The 18,995-nt window shown below is 29.6% G+C and carries 17 protein-coding genes; 7 read left to right on the plus strand and 10 right to left on the minus strand.

Features of this window, described 5'->3' with window-relative positions:
• Positions 1–208: 208 nt before the first annotated feature.
• The 8 genes from IFB02_RS05140 to IFB02_RS05175 all read right to left on the minus strand — a co-directional run bounded on the left by IFB02_RS05140 (position 209) and on the right by IFB02_RS05175 (position 8,537).
• Positions 209–835: a hypothetical protein gene (locus tag IFB02_RS05140; RefSeq protein WP_191073095.1), complete on the minus strand. Its 627-nt coding sequence runs from the start codon at positions 833–835 to the stop codon at positions 209–211.
• A gap of 12 nt (positions 836–847) precedes the next feature.
• Entirely contained in the window at positions 848–1,501 is a 654-nt protein-coding gene (locus IFB02_RS05145; RefSeq protein WP_106687995.1) for a 3-oxoacid CoA-transferase subunit B, read from the minus strand.
• A 132-nt stretch (positions 1,502–1,633) separates the two neighbouring features.
• Positions 1,634–2,335, minus strand: a complete 702-nt coding sequence (locus IFB02_RS05150; RefSeq protein ID WP_106688176.1) for a CoA transferase subunit A — start codon at positions 2,333–2,335, stop codon at positions 1,634–1,636.
• 85 nt (positions 2,336–2,420) lie between these two features.
• The gene (locus tag IFB02_RS05155; protein WP_106687996.1) at positions 2,421–4,769 is read right to left on the minus strand and encodes a penicillin-binding protein 1A; all 2,349 of its coding nucleotides are present in this window, start codon (positions 4,767–4,769) and stop codon (positions 2,421–2,423) included.
• A 14-nt stretch (positions 4,770–4,783) separates the two neighbouring features.
• Entirely contained in the window at positions 4,784–5,266 is a 483-nt protein-coding gene (locus IFB02_RS05160) for a gliding motility lipoprotein GldH (RefSeq protein WP_106687997.1), read from the minus strand.
• On the minus strand, positions 5,253–6,518 hold the full coding sequence (locus tag IFB02_RS05165) for a PSP1 domain-containing protein (RefSeq protein WP_106687998.1): 1,266 nt from the start codon (positions 6,516–6,518) through the stop codon (positions 5,253–5,255). The genes IFB02_RS05160 and IFB02_RS05165 overlap by 14 nt, the downstream gene beginning before the upstream one ends.
• A 310-nt stretch (positions 6,519–6,828) precedes the next feature.
• The gene (gene trhO / locus IFB02_RS05170; RefSeq protein WP_191073096.1) at positions 6,829–7,902 is read right to left on the minus strand and encodes an oxygen-dependent tRNA uridine(34) hydroxylase TrhO; all 1,074 of its coding nucleotides are present in this window, start codon (positions 7,900–7,902) and stop codon (positions 6,829–6,831) included.
• Positions 7,903–8,075: 173 nt separating this feature from the next.
• Complete coding sequence (locus tag IFB02_RS05175) at positions 8,076–8,537, minus strand: hypothetical protein (RefSeq protein ID WP_106688000.1); 462 nt, start codon at positions 8,535–8,537, stop codon at positions 8,076–8,078.
• A gap of 420 nt (positions 8,538–8,957) precedes the next feature.
• Between IFB02_RS05175 and recA the strand changes: the two genes are divergently transcribed.
• The 5 genes from recA (at position 8,958) to IFB02_RS05200 (ending at position 14,972) form a co-directional block, all read left to right on the plus strand.
• Positions 8,958–9,962, plus strand: coding sequence for a recombinase RecA (gene recA, locus IFB02_RS05180; protein WP_106688001.1), 1,005 nt, complete (start codon positions 8,958–8,960; stop codon positions 9,960–9,962).
• Positions 9,963–10,056: 94 nt separating this feature from the next.
• Complete coding sequence (locus IFB02_RS05185; protein WP_106688002.1) at positions 10,057–10,473, plus strand: hypothetical protein; 417 nt, start codon at positions 10,057–10,059, stop codon at positions 10,471–10,473.
• A gap of 12 nt (positions 10,474–10,485) precedes the next feature.
• Positions 10,486–11,028, plus strand: coding sequence for an RNA polymerase sigma factor (locus IFB02_RS05190; RefSeq protein WP_106688003.1), 543 nt, complete (start codon positions 10,486–10,488; stop codon positions 11,026–11,028).
• Positions 11,029–12,486 carry a hypothetical protein gene (locus IFB02_RS05195; protein ID WP_191073097.1) on the plus strand — a complete coding sequence of 486 codons (1,458 nt, stop codon included), beginning with the start codon at positions 11,029–11,031 and terminating at the stop codon, positions 12,484–12,486.
• 119 nt (positions 12,487–12,605) lie between these two features.
• A complete protein-coding gene (locus IFB02_RS05200) occupies positions 12,606–14,972 on the plus strand; it encodes a hypothetical protein (protein WP_191073098.1) in 2,367 nt (788 codons plus the stop codon).
• Here IFB02_RS05200 and IFB02_RS05205 read toward each other — a convergent pair.
• Positions 14,958–15,695 (minus strand): lysophospholipid acyltransferase family protein, encoded by a 738-nt coding sequence (locus tag IFB02_RS05205; protein ID WP_106688006.1) that lies wholly within the window; start codon positions 15,693–15,695, stop codon positions 14,958–14,960. The genes IFB02_RS05200 and IFB02_RS05205 overlap by 15 nt on opposite strands.
• Before the next feature lie 76 nt (positions 15,696–15,771).
• On the opposite strand from IFB02_RS05205, the gene trpS reads away from it, so the two are divergent.
• A complete protein-coding gene (gene trpS, locus IFB02_RS05210; protein ID WP_106688007.1) occupies positions 15,772–16,740 on the plus strand; it encodes a tryptophan--tRNA ligase in 969 nt (322 codons plus the stop codon).
• 38 nt (positions 16,741–16,778) lie between these two features.
• Here trpS and dprA read toward each other — a convergent pair whose 3' ends face one another.
• Positions 16,779–17,882, minus strand: coding sequence for a DNA-processing protein DprA (dprA, locus tag IFB02_RS05215; RefSeq protein WP_106688177.1), 1,104 nt, complete (start codon positions 17,880–17,882; stop codon positions 16,779–16,781).
• Positions 17,883–17,989: 107 nt separating this feature from the next.
• Between dprA and IFB02_RS05220 the strand changes: the two genes are divergently transcribed.
• Entirely contained in the window at positions 17,990–18,928 is a 939-nt protein-coding gene (locus IFB02_RS05220) for an HU domain-containing protein (protein ID WP_106688008.1), read from the plus strand.
• The last annotated feature ends 67 nt before the right edge of the window (positions 18,929–18,995 follow it).

Raw genomic sequence — 18,995 nt, forward strand, 5'->3', positions numbered from 1 at the left:
AAAAAACTTGCTTATTGAATTTGTAGGTTGTTCAGATAGATTTGAAGCAAAAGACATAAGCAGTTGTTTATGGTAGATTAGGGATATGTTATTTGGTTAAATTTGGGATTGTAAATATGCGTAAAAAAATTTATTTTATCGGTTTAAACGCATTATTTTTCGACTAAATACATATTTTTTTAACATTTAACACGGTTTTAACAGGATTTTAAAACAATTTTTTAGCCTTTTTAGTAGTTAAGACATGTCTTGTTGGATAGTAACTTCTACCGTAATTAGAACGTCTATCTTCACCTAATCTAGCTGCAACTTGATTGGTCATTTTTATTACAAAAACTTCTTCGGCATTTGGAAAAGATAAATCGTTACCATCTTGATCTATCTTTTTTCCTCTTGAGGTAAAATCTTGTTTTCTATTTAAATAGTCTTCGGTATCATATAATTCGTTATAACAATGGATAAGCTCATGTGCTAATAACGATACAGGAGAATTATATCCTTTATTACTTCTAAACCATCTTTTTTTATGATTTTTTCTAAATACAACACCATGTGTATCGTAAAATTGTATAGTATTATATTTTGGACTATATGCATTTTTATTAGAAGGTACTATTGTGATATTATTTGTAGTATCTGCAACTAAAATATCTATAACATCAAATCTTTGTAATATATCATCTTCCTTAAAAGAAATGGTTAACACACTAGTTCTAACTAAAAAATCTAATGCAATAGTAGTGTTTCTAACAAAACGATCTGCTATTGCATTATGATTTCTGTTTTCTATATAAGTGTATTCTATAAATTGCTTATCAAGAGATTGAATACGCATATATGTATATAATTAAATATTCATTTCAGGAATTTCACCTTCAATGATTAATGTGCCTTCTGTTGCATTTTTTATGTCCTCAACGGTTACACCAGGTGCACGTTCTAATAACTTAAATCCTTGTTCTGTGACTTCTATAACAGCAAGGTTAGTTACAATTTTTTTAACGCAGCCAACACCTGTTAATGGTAAAGAACATTTTTTAAGTAGTTTAGATTCGCCAGCTCTATTAGTGTGCATCATAGCAACAATTATATTTTCTGCACTAGCTACAAGATCCATTGCTCCACCCATTCCTTTTACCATTTTTCCTGGTATTTTCCAGTTTGCAATATCTCCGTTTTCTGCCACTTCCATTGCGCCTAAAATGGTTAAATGTACATGCTGACCTCTAATCATAGAAAAACTCATAGCGCTATCAAAAAAACTTGCGCCTGGTAATGTTGTAATGGTTTGTTTTCCTGCGTTTATAATATCTGCATCTTCTTCACCTTCAAAAGGAAATGGTCCCATACCAAGTACTCCATTTTCACTTTGAAATTCTACTTCTATATCGTCTCTTACAAAATTAGCCACCAAAGTTGGTATACCAATACCAAGGTTAACGTAGTAACCATCTTTAACTTCTTTTGCAATGCGCTTTGCTATTCCGTTTTTATCTAACATTTTTAGTTTAAATTATAAGTGCCTTAACTACTTAAATTTGGGCACAATTAATATTTAGGATAAAAAGTACTTCCTGTTATTTGGTTAAGTTAACTTTAGACAGTTTAAATACTTTTAACTTTAGATTTCTATCTAACTTTTTGATCTTACTGTACGTTGTTCTATACGTTTTTCAAAAGTTTCACCTTTAAAAATACGTTGTACAAAAATACCTGGAATATGAATTTGATTAGGATCTAATTCTCCTACTGGCACCAACTCTTCTACCTCTGCAACTGTTATTTTTGCTGCGCCACACATTACTGGGTTAAAATTACGCGCTGTACCTTTAAAAATAAGATTTCCTGCTTCGTCACCTTTCCAAGCTTTTACAAAAGCGAAATCGGCTTTAAATGCGTGTTCTAACACATACATTTTACCATCAAATTCTCTTGTTTCTTTACCTTCTGCTACTTCTGTACCGTATCCAGCTGGTGTATATATTGCAGGAAAGCCTGATTGTGCTGCGCGACATCTTTCGGCAAGTGTACCTTGAGGAATAAGCTCTACATCTAATTCTCCAGATAACATTTGTCTTTCAAATTCGTCGTTTTCTCCTACGTAAGAAGATACCATTTTTTTGATTTGCTTTTTTTGAAGTAAAAGCCCTAAACCAAAATCGTCTACTCCGGCATTATTAGAGATACAAGTTACGTTTTTTACATTGCGTTTTACTAATTCTGCTATTGCGTTTTCAGGTATTCCGCTTAATCCAAATCCACCTAACATAAACGTCATATTATCTTCTACACCTTGTAAGGCTTCTTGAACTGATTTAACCGTTTTTTTAATCATTTTTTCTTGATGTTTTAGTGGTTTAAATTTAAGAAATAAAAAAGCCATTCTAAAAAGAATGGCTTTTAAAATTTATTCCGGAATTTTAAAAAAGTTCTAACTCATCTGGCACATCATCTTCTGGCATATCTAAATCTCCGTTATTAGTTGCATTATCTTGTACATAACCATCACAGTCTACAACAATAGAAAGGTCTTTAGGTTTTACAAAATCGTTTTTTGAAATATTTAAATCTTCATCTTCATAACAGCTTTTCATATACATTCCCCAAATTGGTAGGGCCATAGATGCACCTTGACCATAAGTGATGGTTTTAAAATGCGCTGCTCTATCTTCTGCTCCAACCCAAACACCAGTAACTAAATTTGGTACCATACCCATAAACCAACCATCGGATTGATTTTGCGTAGTTCCTGTTTTTCCTGCTATATGATAATTAAGGTTGTAAGGATAACCTGTTATTATTTCTTTATATACTTGAACGTTTTTTGCCCAATTATGTCTTAATCTTGCACCAGATCCAGATTCTACAACACCTTGCATTAATTTTACTGTTACATAAGCTGCTTCTTCACTTAAAACATCTTTTGTTTCTGGAACAAATTGGTATAAAACAGTTTCGTTTTTATCTACGATTGAAGTAACCATTACTGGTTTTGTGTAAACACCTTGATTTGCAAATGCAGAATAGGCTCCAACCATTTCATATAAGCTAATGTCTGGCGTACCTAATGCTATAGATGGTACAGCAGGTATTTCTGACTCTACACCTAAATCTCTTGCTAATTTAGATACTGGTTCTGGACCAACTTTATCCATTAATCTTGCTGTAATAGTATTTACAGATCCTGCTAAGGCTTGTTTTAAAGTTAACTCACCACTGTAATCACCATCTGAGTTTTTTGGAGCCCAAGGTTCTGGATTTCCAAATTTATTAGCTTCGATAGTTATTGGAGCTTTTGGTAATTTATCACAAGGCGACATGTGTAACTGGTTTATCGCAGTTGCATAAACAAAAGGCTTAAATGTAGATCCAACTTGTCGTTTACCTTGTTTTACGTGATCGTATTTAAAGTGTTTATAATTCATACCTCCAACCCATGCTTTTACATGTCCTGTTTGCGGATCCATACTCATTAATCCAGGTTGTAAGAAATGCTTATAATACCTCATAGAATCTATAGGTTTCATTATGGTATCTATTTCACCTCTTTCCCAAGAAAAAATAGACATCTTTGTAGGCTTATCAAATGAGGCTATAATTTCTTTTTCAGATTTTTTTAAATCATACTTCATATGTCTCCAACGTTCTGATTGTTTCATAGAACGTTGCATTAAGCTATTAATTTCTTCTTTATCTAAATCTAAAAATGGAGCTGTTGGATTACGATCTGGTGTATTTTGATGAAAAAATTCTGCTTGAAGTTTTTTCATATGGTTAATTACAGCATCTTCTGCATAGGTTTGCATTCTAGAATCTATAGTCGTGTATACTTTTAATCCGTCTTGGTAAATGTTATATTTTGATCCGTCTGGTTTTTTGTTTTTAGGATCGTTTGCCCAGTCTTTTAAAAAGGCTCTTAAATATTCTCTAAAATAAGTAGCTGTACCATCATTATGTGACTCTGGATTAAAATCTAAATCAAGTTCTGTTTTTTGTAAAGAGTCTTTAACTTTTTCATCTAAAACTCCATATTTAACCATTTGAGACAATACTACATTTCGTCTATTTTTTACACCTTCTGGATTTCTATCTGGTCTTGGATTGTATAATGAAGAATTTTTAAACATTCCTACCAACATGGCAGATTCTTTTACATCTAATTCTTTAGGTTCTTTACCAAAGTAAATTCTAGCTGCAGATCTTATACCATCTGCATTATTACCAAAATCGTAAATATTAAAATATTGAGCGATAATTTCTTCTTTTGTATACTGACGCTCTAATCTTACAGCGATAATCCACTCTTTAACTTTTTGTATTAAACGCTCTGCTATATTTTTTGATCCTTCACCATGAAATAATTGCTTTGCTAATTGTTGAGATATTGTACTTGCGCCACCACTTCCTGGTTTTAATACTGCTCGTAATAATCCTCTTCCATCTATTCCAGAATGCTCGTAATATCTTGCATCTTCTGTCGCTACTAAAGCGTCTATAAGATTTTGCGGTAAGTCTTCGTAAAACACTGGCGTTCTATTATCGTTTAAATAGAATTTTGCTAATGTTTTTCCGTCTGAAGAGACAATTTCTGTAGCTAGATTTGTTTCTGGATTTTCTAACTGTGTATGATCTGGCATTTCACCAAAAGCACCTAAAGAGGCTAAGAAAAATATTAAACAAATAAATAGAATACCTCCTAAAAAAAGCATCCAAAACCATCTTATGTACTTGTCAAAACTTGTAGTTTCTTGTTTTTTAGTTTTTGCCATACGTAGCTATTTTATTATTCTGTTTTTTCTATTCTAAATCCAACATCTGTAATGCCTTCTAGGTTTACAACGCCATTTACTTCTCCGTTTTGACGCATTGCATGTTGAATATTTACTTGATACTCTCCTTTTTCGTTAAATACTACACCTTCTTTATACCATAATTTATTTTCTTTTACGGTAGATAGTCCTTCACCTAACCACTTACCTGTTGGTGTTGTCATACGGTATTGTAGTGTGTCTGTTATTGATTTTCCGTGAGGAAATTTCATTTGAACTATTAGGTATAGATTACTAAATTTATAGGTATTAGTGTTTCTAATATTTACAAATAAATTGTAAGGTTTTATTGAGTCTGGCGGATTGATTTTAAAACTAACTACATCTTCTTTATTCCAAGCTGTAGATACTGTTTTATACTCATCAAAAACAGCTGAAGAGTCGCAAGACATCACTAAGGTTAACAATAATAAAATTAGTATTTTATTTATTTTCATTGGTTTTATTATTGTTTGGTTTTTTTTTGTTTGGTCTACGTCTTTTTGTACGTTTATTTTGAGCGTTTGGATTATTTGACTTAGAATTTGTTTTAGCTTCTACTTTGTTTGACTTATTGTTTTTAGTTCTGTTTTTATTGTTTTTGCGTTTTTTATTACGCTTAGGCTTATCAAATCTTGTTAAACTATCTTGACCAACAACGTTTTCAAACTCGGTTTTAGTATCAATTTCTACATCTATTGTGTACTCTTCAAGACTAATTACTTTTTTCTTTTGTTTGTTTATTTGTATGATTTCGTTGGCTTGCTCTGTAGTTATTAAATGCCAATTCATCCATTCGCCTTCATAGGCATACCACATATGACCTTTAAAGATGTCTGTTTTTTGACAAACTGCTGTACCTTTTTCTGTATATAATTTTACGTCTGTTTTAGGAAACGATTTTAAAGCATCTAAATACGCATCTAGCTCGTAATTTAAACAACACTTTAATTTACCACATTGACCTGCTAATTTTAAAGGGTTTAATGATAATTGTTGGTAACGCGCTGCGCTAGTACTTACGGATCTAAAATCTGTTAACCAAGTAGAGCAACACAACTCGCGACCACAAGATCCAATACCACCAAGTCTTGAAGCTTCCTGACGGAAACCTACTTGCTTCATCTCTATCCTGATCTTAAATTCTCTAGCGTAAACTTTAATTAATTCTCTAAAATCTACTCGTTCTTCTGCTGTGTAATAGAATGTTGCTTTACTACCATCGCCTTGAAATTCGATATCAGAGATTTTCATTTTTAGATTTAAATCTATAGCAAATTGACGCGCTTTAACCTTCATTGGTTCTTCACGGTCTCTTGCTTCGCTCCAAATATCTATGTCTTTTTGTGAGGCTTTACGATAAATTTTTAATATATCGTTTTTGGTGTCTATTTTTTTTCTTTTAAGTTGAACTCTTACTAACTCTCCAGTAAGTGTAACCATACCAATATCGTGACCAGATTGAGCTTCTGTTGCAACAATATCTCCAATACTTAATGTTAGTTTTTCTGAGTTTTTGTAGTAATGTTTACGTCCATTTTTAAATCTAACCTCAACCCAATCAAAAGGTTCTTCTCCGTTTGGAATAGACATGTTTGCTAACCAATCGAAAACTGTTAATTTATTGCAACTATCTGTACCACATGTTCCGTTATTTTTGCAACCTTTAGGCTGCCCATCTTTTCCTGTAGCGCAACTTTGACAAGCCATATTATTTATGTATATATTGAATCTAAAGGTGTTAACCTTAGATGACGATTAATAATTTGCGACTTTTATACTATATAGAATTTAAGTCACTTTAATTTGTAAAGATAAGATTATTCTTATGACTTTAAAATAATAAAAATCGAGTTAAGTTTTTGATGCTTTTTTAGGGTTGAAAATCTACGTTTTAAAATTAAAAAAGCTTCTTTACAACATCTAAAACACTAGTGTTTATTAGATTAAGTTGTAAAGAAACTTTTAAAGGTATCTTTTAATTTATTATTTGACTAAATACTTTTTATTCTAATTGTTTTTAGTCTTGTGTTGGATTTAAATTTTCGAAGATGTTACGTAAATCTTTTTTATATGGTAAATAATCTGCACGTCCTTTTTTAAAGATGTCGTTACTATTACCTTGTCCCTTACGTAATGCTTTTTGCTCTTCATATGGTAAAGCATGTATATCTTTACAGGTTGAAGAACAGCAGTTATTCATTTCGGTTTTACAAGATTCACATTGTATAAATAGTAAGTGACAAGCATCGTTAGCACAGTTTACATGCGTATCACAAGGTTCGCCACATTGGTGACATTGCGCAATTACATCGTCACTTATTCGTTCGGCGCGACGCTCGTCAAACACAAAGTTTTTTCCTATAAACTTATTTTCTAAAGCTTTTTCGTTGACTTGTCTTGTGTATTCTATAATTCCGCCTTCAAGTTGATAGACGTTTTTAAATCCTTTGTGTTTAAAATATGCGCTAGCTTTTTCGCATCGTATTCCTCCTGTACAATACATGACCAGGTTTTTGTCTTCTTTATGTGCTTTTAAATCGTCTTCGATTATATCTAATGATTCTCTAAAAGTATCTACATCTGGTGTCACTGCGTTTTTAAAGTGACCTATTTCACTTTCGTAGTGATTACGCATATCTACTAGTACCGTGTTTTTGTCTTCGATTAAATCGTTAAACTTTTCGGCATTAACGTGTATTCCTTTGTTGGTAACGTCAAAAGTTTCGTCGTTTAATCCATCTGCAACAATCTTGTCACGAACTTTTACTTTCAGCTTTAAAAAAGACATATTGTCTTGCTCTACTGCAATGTTAAGTCTAACATTTTCTAAAAAATCAATGCTATCTAAATGCGTTTTGAAATTTTCAAAATTATCTGCTGGAAGTGATAATTGTGCGTTAATACCTTCGGTAGCAACATAAATTCTACCTAAGACATCTAAACTGCGCCATTTAATAAATAATTGGTCTCTAAATTCTTGCGGATTGCTAATGCGCGCATATTTGTAAAAAGATAGTGTAAGACGTTCTTTTCCTGCTTTTTTTATAAGCTCAGCACGTTCATTAGCGCTTAATTTGTTGTACAGTTGCATGCTATACTTTCGATTTAAGTGTTAATAAATGCTGCAAAGGTAGAATTTATATTGGGTATTGCAAGATTTGGAATACACATTTAGCACTAAACCTATGAAAAACAAGACACTAAGCTTTTAAAAAGAAAAAAGTCCTTTGCGATTTACAAAGGACTTTAAGTATTCTAAAACTTTTATTTTAAAGAATCTTTATTCTTAAAATTCAACTTAACATGTTTATCAATTAAACTATCTATAAACTTTGAACCATCATCGACATTGGTAATATCTATGCCTTGTTTAGGATTTTTACTTCTGTCTAGTTCTATATCTGGGTTTTTGTCATGTCTAAAGATATACTCTAATTCTAACATTACTAGTAATTCCTTTTTTGTATATCTTTTTTGGTAAAAGGAATCTAATCTACGTTCTAACCGTTCTGGTTTTACAGAGTTTTTCAAAGATTTTGTCAACAAGAACAAAACAGAGTCTTCTTTTTTTATTTGTTTTAATTGATTTTTACTAATATTTAATTCTTTTTTGATTAAAGCCATACTATTTCTTTGATCCTTAACTGATTTAAAAGGTTGTACAGGCTTACAATTGATAAAGAGTAATACTAAAATAATATAAGAAAATTGTTTATTGTGTTTCATTAAAATAAATGAGTGATCCTTCAATATGTTACAAATAAAACAAATAATTTTTTAAAAAGAAAAAAGTCCTTTGCGATTTACAAAGGACTTTTAACAGACTAACTCGTTTATTAATTTTTTAATTGATTGTATTAAAAAAATATAACGAGTTAACCACCATCGGTTTTACAACTGCTATTTATTAAAATAGAGATTGAAACACCTAATGCTTTAATCAACACTGTTTTATTTAAATATTTCATTCTACAGCAGTTTTAAGAATTAATATTTTATAAAAAGCGGTAAAATTTTTCTTTTTCATAGCATATCTTTTCCACTTTATTAAGTAGATGCAAAAACATTAAAAAGGTTGCGTGAGAAAATGAAAAAGGTTAAAAAAAATAGTATTTTAGCATTAAATTTTTATAAAAAGAACTGATAATGAGTAAAGAAAACGAAGCAAAATTAAAAGCCCTACAATTAACCTTAGATAAATTAGATAAAGCTTACGGTAAAGGTACTGTAATGAAGATGAGTGATGCTGCTGTAGTAGATGTAGATGCAATTGCATCTGGATCTTTAGGGTTAGATATTGCATTAGGCGTTGGTGGTTACCCAAGAGGTAGAGTTATTGAAATTTATGGACCAGAAAGTTCTGGTAAAACAACTTTAACTTTACATGCTATTGCCGAAGCTCAAAAAAGTGGTGGAATTGCTGCTTTTATTGACGCAGAACACGCATTTGACCGTTTTTATGCAGAGAAATTAGGTGTAGATATTGATAATTTAATTATTTCTCAACCAGATAATGGTGAGCAAGCATTAGAAATTGCAGATAACTTAATTCGCTCTGGTGCAATAGATATAGTTGTAGTAGACTCTGTTGCAGCATTAACACCTAAAAGTGAAATTGAAGGTGAAATGGGTGACTCCAAAATGGGATTACACGCACGTTTAATGTCTCAAGCCTTAAGAAAACTTACAGCTTCTATTAGCAAAACAAATTGTACCGTTATTTTTATTAACCAATTACGTGAAAAAATAGGTGTAATGTTTGGTAACCCAGAAACTACAACTGGTGGAAATGCACTTAAATTTTACGCTTCTGTACGATTAGATATTAGAAGATCTACACAAATTAAAGACTCTAATGGAGATGTAATTGGAAATAAAACCAGAGTAAAAGTGGTTAAAAACAAAGTTGCTCCGCCATTTAAAACTGCCGAATTTGATATTATGTATGGTGAAGGTGTTAGTAAAGTAGGAGAAATTTTAGATGTAGCTGTAGATAAAGGTATAGTAAAGAAAAGTGGATCTTGGTTTAGTTATGAAGACACAAAACTAGGACAAGGAAGAGATGCAGTAAAACTAGTTATAAAAGACAATCCAGAACTGTTTGAAGAATTAGAAGAAAAAATTAAAGCAGCAATAAAAGAAGAACAATAAAAACAAAATCCCGAAAAATTCGGGATTTTTTTATTTATAGACGCAACCATTTAAAACATAATGCATCTATAAAGAAATATAGCACCAAATTAAGATGAAAAAAGTATTAATTTTACTACTTAGCTTAGTTGCATTATCGTGTAGTTTAGACGATGAGAATAATGTAATAGAGAACTATCATGTTGAAATATTACCAATAGAATCTGCAATTGTTCCAGAATCTTTTAACTATGGAGAAGAACACGAAATAACTGTAACTTACTTGAGGCCTAACTCATGTCATGCTTTTAATGATTTTTATTATGTTAAAGATAATAATGAACGAACAGTAGCTATTATGAGCACAGTGCTTGATAATAACCAAAACTGTTTAGAATTAAATGACGAACAACAAAGAACATTTACATTAGAAGCCACTCAAACAGAAAACTATGTGTTTAAATTTTGGCAAGGTGAAGATGACAGCGGAAATGACACATATCTAATTATAGAAGTACCTGTAAATCAATAAAAAAAAAGACTTTTGAGTCTAGAAAAACTTATACATAATTGTAAAAAAAATGATACAAAAGCGCAAAGTGAATTGTATAAGCTATTTTCAAGCAAACTATTCTCTTTATGTCTAAAATACTCGCGCAATTATGCAGAAGCAGAAGATAACTTACAAGATAGTTTTGTAACCATTTTTAAAAATATAAAACAATATAATCACAAAGGAAGCTTTGAAGGTTGGTTAAAAAGAATTACAATAAACACCGCTTTGCAATGTTATCGAAATCAAAAAGTATTTGAGATAGTAAATGAAGAAGTTATAGAAGATCAAACTGTTGATATTGATGAAGAGAACATTAAATTAGATTTTCTATTAAAATGTATACAAGAATTACCTGATAGATATAGATTAGTATTTAACCTATATGTTCTTGATGGATATTCTCACAACGAAATAAGTAATTTGTTAAAAATCACATCTGGTACAAGTAAATCAAATCTTGCAAGAGCAAGACTAATACTTAAAGAAAAAATTAATGCTTATAAACAAATAAGTAACAAACAATCTTTATAAATGAATAAGAAAAATTTAGATAGACTGTTTCAAGAGAAATTTAAAGAATTTGAAGTTAAACCCAAAGACTACAATTGGGATAAAATACAGTCTAAATTAAAAGAAGATGACAAAAAAATTGTTGTCATACCAATTTGGATAAAATTTATTGGTGTTGCTGCAAGCCTTATACTAATGCTTGGTTTAGGATTAAATATGTATATAAATAATAATACAAAACAACCTAAAGTAGTAAACACAGTAAATAATCCTGTAGATACAACAAACCAAAAAACTACTAATACTACTAGAGATACCAAACCAACAATTAAAAATAATTCAACTTTAGAGCTGGACAATAATAAAAATATTACCAACTCAGAATCAGAAACTAAATTACAACAACAAAAACTAACAAAAGTTTCAAATAAAGTTGTAGTAAATACAAATCAAGAAACTAAGAGTGAAAGACCTAAAAATCAAAACACAATTATTAGTTCTAAAAAATCGAATAAAAATAACCTTAGTATAAACACCCAAAACAGTAATAGCACTAATAATTACGCATCAAATGCTAATTCTGGTTTAAAAAATCCTAATAAAATTAAAGTACAAGACTTAATTACTGTTTTAGATACAACTTTACACTCTACAATAACTACAAACTCATTAGAGACAATTAAGTTAGATGAAGATAAAAAAGAAAATAGTATTGAAGAAGCAATAGCAAAAGAAGAACTTGAAGAAATAATTGAAGAAGAAAATAACTACAACAGGTGGAGTGTAAATATTAATGCTGCACCTGTTTACTACAATTCTTTTGGAAATGGTTCTCATATTGACGAACAATTTAATAAAAATGATAAATCGGGAGCAATTAATACAGGCTATGGTGTAAAAGTAGGTTATGCATTGAATAATAAAATTAAAGTAAGAACTGGTATTAACAAATTAAACTTAAGCTACAACACCAACAATGTTATTGTATATCAAAACATAAACAACAACCCAAAAACCTTAAGAAATTTAAATCTTAATACAATTAATAACAACTTAAATATTAATGTTATAAGTGGTAACGAATCGTTTTTACAAACACCTAACTTAGGATTTGTAAAAAGTGTTTCTCTTAATCAAGAATTAAGTTATTATGAAATCCCTTTAGAGTTTGAATACACGTTTATAAACTCTAAATTTAGTATAAATTTAATTGGAGGATTTAGTACATTCCTTTTAGAAAATAATAATATAATTTCAGAATTTGATGGTGAAGAGATGGAAATTGGGAAGGCAAATAACATTAATAATTTAAGCTTCACTTCCAATTTAGGAGTAGGTTTTAACTATAATTTTTCTAAAGCTATTCAATTTAATTTAGAACCTACTTTCAAATATCAAATAAACGCTTATGAAAATACACCAACAAACTTTAACCCATATATAATTGGTTTATATACAGGTTTAAGTTATAAATTTTAAGTTTAGGTTTTAGTTAATTTTCTAATAATAGAAAATTGTTAAGTTTAAAAGCTGCTCTTTGCCATAGAGTAGCTTTTTTTGGTACAATAATTGATAAGAATTACCAACAAAACCAACTCATGAAAAAAATCACCAAACTAATCGCTCTATTAATTTCTATTCAATGTATATCTCAAGACATTGATAATCTTTACTCTAATTACTTTCAAAATACAAGAGAAATACCTTATTTACATCTTAATAAAACATCATTTTTAAAAGGTGAAGAAGTTTGGTTTCAATCTTACCTAATTGAACAAAACTCTAATAAACTTCACCCAACCTCATCTAATTTATATGTATCCGTTTTTGATGAATCTGGACAACAAAAAGAACAACATTTAATACAAATAAAAAACGGAATTGGATATGGTAGTATACCAATTGACTCAACATTTACTCAAAACAACTATTACATTAAGGCCTCTACAAACTGGATGAAAAACTTTAGTGAAGATAATTCCTTCACTCAAAGAATCTCTATCCTATCTGATCAAAAAAATACTAGTGCTAAAACTAGCTCTCAAGACGATTTTTATGAATTTAAACTCATGCCTGAAGGTGGTCATTTACTTCAAAATACAGTTAATAATATTGCCATATTGATTAAAAATCAAAACAATGAAGGTGTAAAAATTAAATCGGGGAAAATTATTGATAGTAACAGTAAAAACATTGGTTCTTTTAATACTAATACACTAGGTTTTGCAAATGTAAACTTACCAATTAAAAATAATGAAATTTATACGTTTGAAGCTACACTTTATAATGGGACTACTATAAAACAAAAAACCAATATACCTAAACAAATTGGTATTACACTTAATACTAAAGTGTTGGATGATTCTTTTGTGTTAAATATACTTACCAATAATAAATCTTTAAACGTACTTAATGGTAAAAAATATAGAGTCTTTATACACAATACCAGAAGTTATAAAAGCATTTTCTTTGACTTTAATAATATAGATAAAAACTACGTTTTATTACTTAAAAAGCAAGAACTATTTAAAGGTGCAAATATTATTACATTATTTAACGAAAAAAATCAACCTCTTTTAGAACGATTAATTTTTAACGATCTTGAAGATAGTTCTAGTAACATTAAAGTTACAACCTCTAAAATTAATTATGATTCTATTCGAGCTACAGTAATCAACTACTCTAAAGAAAAAATATTTTTAAGCTCAAGTTTTTTGCCTTCTAGCACTAAAGCTTATGAACCTAACAATAATATTAAATCACAAATTTTGCTAAAACCTTATGTAAAAGGGTTTATCGAAAACGCTAATTATTATTTTAACGCTTCAAAAAATAAATCTAAAGATTTAGACCTATTATTACTTACACAAGGCTGGAGCAAATATAGCTGGAATAATATTTTTAATAATCCTCCTAAAAACAACTTTAACTTTGAAAACGGAATAGATTTAACATTAACCATTAAAGAAAAATTAAGCCCTAAAAGAGCTGTTATGATGTTTTCAAAAGAAAATAATTTAATTAAAGAGTTTAAAAGCAACCAAAATCCTATAGTATTAAAAAACACTTTTATTAAAAAAAACAGTTCAGTAGATTTTGGTTTAAAAATTAATGACAAGCTTCTAGAAATATTACCTTATATTACTTATAGTAATTATTCAATAAAAGAAACTTTAAATAAAAAACACTTAATTAATTATAATAATTTTGAATTAGAAGTATCAAATTTTAAAGACCTATCAAAAGATGTTACAGTATTAGATGAAGTAATCTTAGAAGCACCTAAAAAAAAGATTAATAGCGAACCTTATGGAGCTATAACTATGTTAAATAGTGTCAAAATGAAAAATATGATAATTCCATCAGGAGAGACTATCATTGATTTTTTACAGTTTAAAGGATTTAAATATACAGGTTTCAAGTTTCTCCCAAAAGGTATTTCACAAAGAGGAAGAAAATTTACAAAGTATGATTCTGAAGGTGAAATAATAGAATCTACTTCTATGTCTGAAAAGAAAGACGAATTGCTAAGTCCAGAAGTTCGTGTGTTTTTAGACAATAATGAAATAACTTTTAATCTTTGGATCATTGAAAGTATGTATACAAATACTGTAAAAGAAGTGTTTTATGGTAGAGATCCTGGTAAAGTTGCTCAAGTAATATATATTTACACTCTTTCACCTCAAGAATATGCATCTAAAAATAGTCTGTTTTCAACAGTCAAAATACCTATAGGCTTTAACCAAGAAAAGGAATACTACTCTCCAAAATATCCTTCTTATACAAACTCAACCTATAAAGAATTTGGCGCTATTTTTTGGAAACCAAACATCATATTAGAACCAAATAAAGCTATAACTTTTAGTGTCCCTAAAAACTATCAAAAGGATGCTATAATTTTTATTGAAGGTATTTCAGAATCTGGTCAACTAATATCTAAAAATCAATTGTTAAGCTTTAAATAATTGTAACTGATTTAATATAACCAATCTAGCCTGTTCGTTTAAAGTTTTGGTTTCATTAATACTTAAATGCGAAGTCGGTATAAATGGATGCATCGTAGCTCTTAAAACACCTGGTCCACCACTAAACAAAGTATAAGAAAATCGTTTTTTATTATCTGCAAATGTTAAAGGCACTATTGGTATTTTATGGTTTATTGCTAATCTAAAAGCACCATCTTTAAAAGGTGCTAAATCTATATCTTCTTCTGGTACTAATCCTTCAGGAAAAATACATATACTTAATCCTTGCTTTAATCTTTTTTGTGCTCTTATAAATACTTTTTTTCTGCTTTCGGCATCACCACGATCAACTAAAATACACGTACGTTTATAGAAAAAACCAAACAAAGGTATTTTAGCTAACTCTGCTTTACCTACAAACACAAAAGGATTTTTTACCGCTACTAACATAAGCATAATGTCTATCATAGACGTATGGTTAGCGATAAACATATAGCTTTTTTTAGGTATAGGTTTTTCTAAGTATTCTATCCTTGTAGGCATGCCCATTCCTAATAGAATAAACCTTGCCCAAAACCTTGCTAACTTAAAAAAATAAGGATACCAAGCTTCTTTTAAAATAGAAAAAAACAAAAAAGGAAACAATACAATAATTGGTAAACCAACCAGTATATAAAACCAAACACGGTATAAAACCCAAAATATATATTTAAATATTTTCATTCATGCCAAAACTAAATAAATTAATTGAGCAATTCTGTTAAAAAAATTACCTTTGCTAATTCAATTTAAAAAAACTATGGCAAGAATATTAACAGGTATACAAAGTACAGGAACACCACATTTAGGTAATATTTTAGGCGCATTACAACCTGCAATTGCATTAGCAAACGATAATAAAAACGAATCTTTTTTATTTATAGCAGATATGCACTCTTTAACCCAAATTAAAGATGCTAAAACACTACGTCAAAACACTTATTCTACAGCTGCAACTTGGTTAGCGTTTGGTTTAGACATAGAAAAAACAGTGTTTTATAGACAAAGTGATGTGCCGCAATGTACAGAGTTATCTTGGTATTTAAGCTGTTTTTTTCCGTATCAAAGATTAACACTAGCGCACAGTTTTAAAGATAAAGCAGATCGATTAGAAGATGTTAATGCTGGTCTTTTTACATATCCAATGCTAATGGCTGCAGATATTTTACTTTACGATGCCGAGATTATTCCTGTTGGTAAAGATCAATTACAACATATAGAAATGACTAGAGATGTTGCGTCTAGATTTCATGCTAAAATGGGAGATACATTTGTTTTACCTGAAGGAAAAATTGAAGAACACACAAAATTAATTCCTGGTACAGATGGCGCTAAAATGAGTAAAAGTAAAGGAAACATTATCGACATATTTTTACCCGAAAAAAAATTACGCAAACAAATTATGTCTATCCAAACAGATAGTACTCCTTTAGAATTACCTAAAGACTGGAGCACTTGTAATTGCTTTGCTATTTACAGTTTGTTAGCTTCTGAAAATGAAATTGAAACCATGAAAGCCAACTACGAAAACGGAAATTATGGTTATGGTCACGCTAAACAAGCCTTATATGAGCTAGTTTTAAGCACTTTTAAAACGCAAAGAGAAAGCTATAATTACTACATGGATAATTTAGATAAAGTAGATGAAGCTTTAGCAATTGGAGCAGAAAAAGCAAAAAAAGTAGCAGACCAAGTTTTAGACCGTGTTAGAAAAAAAGTAGGCTATTAATACTAAAAAAACCTTGAAAAATAATTTCAAGGTTTTTTTTATATGGCTTCAAATAGTTTGCCTGGTAAAGGTCTAATAACACCTTTTAATTCCATAGTTAACAATATACCTACTAACTTATAAGTTGGTATTTTACAATCTATAGCAATTACATCTAATAAGACCTTATTTTGTTCTTTTAAGTAATTATAAATTACTGTTTCTTCTTCTGTTAATTCTATAAATAATTCTTGCTGTATAGGTTTCTGCTTATAATCTTCTAACTTCCAATCCAATAAATAAGGAATATCTAAAGGTGTAGATAATAAATGTGCTTTTTGATGTTTTATTAAATTATTGCATCCAACACTTTGTGTATCTGTAATACGACCAGGTACAGCAAACACATCTCTATTGTAAGAATTAGCTATATCTGCAGTGACTAAACTACCACCTTTTTCTGCAGATTCTATTACAATTGTAGCTTGACTAATACCGGCAATAATTCTATTCCTTTTTAAAAAATTATTACGGTCAAATGTATGACTACTCCAAAAATCTGAGAAAAAACCACCATTATGCTCTACATCTGCCACATACTTTTTATGTGTTTTTGGGTAAATTTGATTTAAGCCATGTGCTAAACAACCTATAGTTTGTAAATTGTGTTTTAAAGCTGCTTTGTGTGCTGTAATATCTGTACCATATGCAAATCCAGAAACTATTATTGGATTATAAATTGCTAGTTCTTCAATTAAATTTTCGCAAAAAGCAATTCCCGCAGTTGTTATTTTTCTAGTTCCAACAACGCTAATTATGTGCTTATTGTTTAAATTAATATGTCCTGTAGAGAATAATAAAATAGGACTATCTATACAATGCTTTAAGTTTTCAGGATAAGTATCGTCTGTAAAATAATGGTATTTAATCTCATTATCTTTTATAAATTTTAACTCTGTATTTGCAGCTTCTAGATGGTTTGATTTAAAAATTTCGTTTAATAAAATTTGACCAATACCATCAATTTTAAGTAGGTTAGATTTTTTCTCTTTAAATACAGCTTCTGCACATCCGCAATGATTAATTAGCTTTTTAGCTGTAGTATCTCCTACTTTAGAAACGTGTTGTAAGGCCAATATATATAAAAGCTGATCTTCGTTTATCATTTTATAAGACTGATAATTAGACTACAAGAAAAGAAAATTATTGCTGTTAATAAATAATAGGCTTAAAATTTTATTGGTTTTTAAAAATTTATAAATTTGTTTTTATGCAATTAGAAACCTACATAAGCGATTTATTATACCGTTACGATTGTGTTACTGTACCAGAATTTGGTGCATTTTTAACACAACGTAAATCGGCAGAAGTACACGAGACTACAAATGCATTTTATCCTCCAAAAAAGATGTTATCTTTTAACGAGCAAATACAAAATAATGATGGTTTGTTAGCAAAGTACATTGCAGATGTAGAAAAAATTCCGTTTGAAATTGCTACGCAAAATATAGCCATGCGCGTTAAATCATTAAAATCTTATTTAACAGAAGGTGAAACACTAACTTTTGAAAATATTGGTGATTTAACATTAAATAGTATTGGTAAAATTGAATTTACGCCATCTTACCATTTAAACTATTTAACAGATGCATTTGGTTTATCGCAATACGTGAGTCCTTCTATAACAAGAGAAGTTTACAAAGAAGACGTTACCACTTTAGAAAAAGAAGTACCAACAATTGCTATTACTACTCAAAAACGTAAGAGTAAATCTTATTTAAAATATGCAGCAGTAGCAATAATAGCTTTAGGACTTAGTGGTTTTGGTGTAAACAACTATTATAAAAACATAGAAAATCACAACCAAATAGCACAGGAAGAAGCTAACAATCAACTAGAAGATCAAATACAAGAAGCTACATTTGTAATTAGTAATCCATTACCAGCTGTTACTTTAAACGTTAGTAAACAAGCAGGAAATTTTCATGTTGTAGCTGGCGCTTTTAGAGTAGAAGAAAATTCTGATAAAAAAGTTAATCAACTAAGAAATTTAGGTTACAAAGCAAGAAAAATAGGTACTAACAAATTTGGTTTACACCAAGTTGTTTACGGAAGCTATTCTACAAGAGAAGAAGCTATTAAAGTTTTAAATACTGTAAGAACTTCTAGCAATAAAGACGCTTGGTTGCTTATCAAACAATTAGACTAACATCTTAAAATTTTATATAAAAGAGCTTATTTGTTTTATACGAATAAGCTCTTTTTCTTTTAATAAA

Origin of the sequence: Mesoflavibacter profundi, assembly GCF_014764305.1 — a bacterium.
In the GTDB taxonomy this organism is placed as follows: domain Bacteria; phylum Bacteroidota; class Bacteroidia; order Flavobacteriales; family Flavobacteriaceae; genus Mesoflavibacter; species Mesoflavibacter profundi.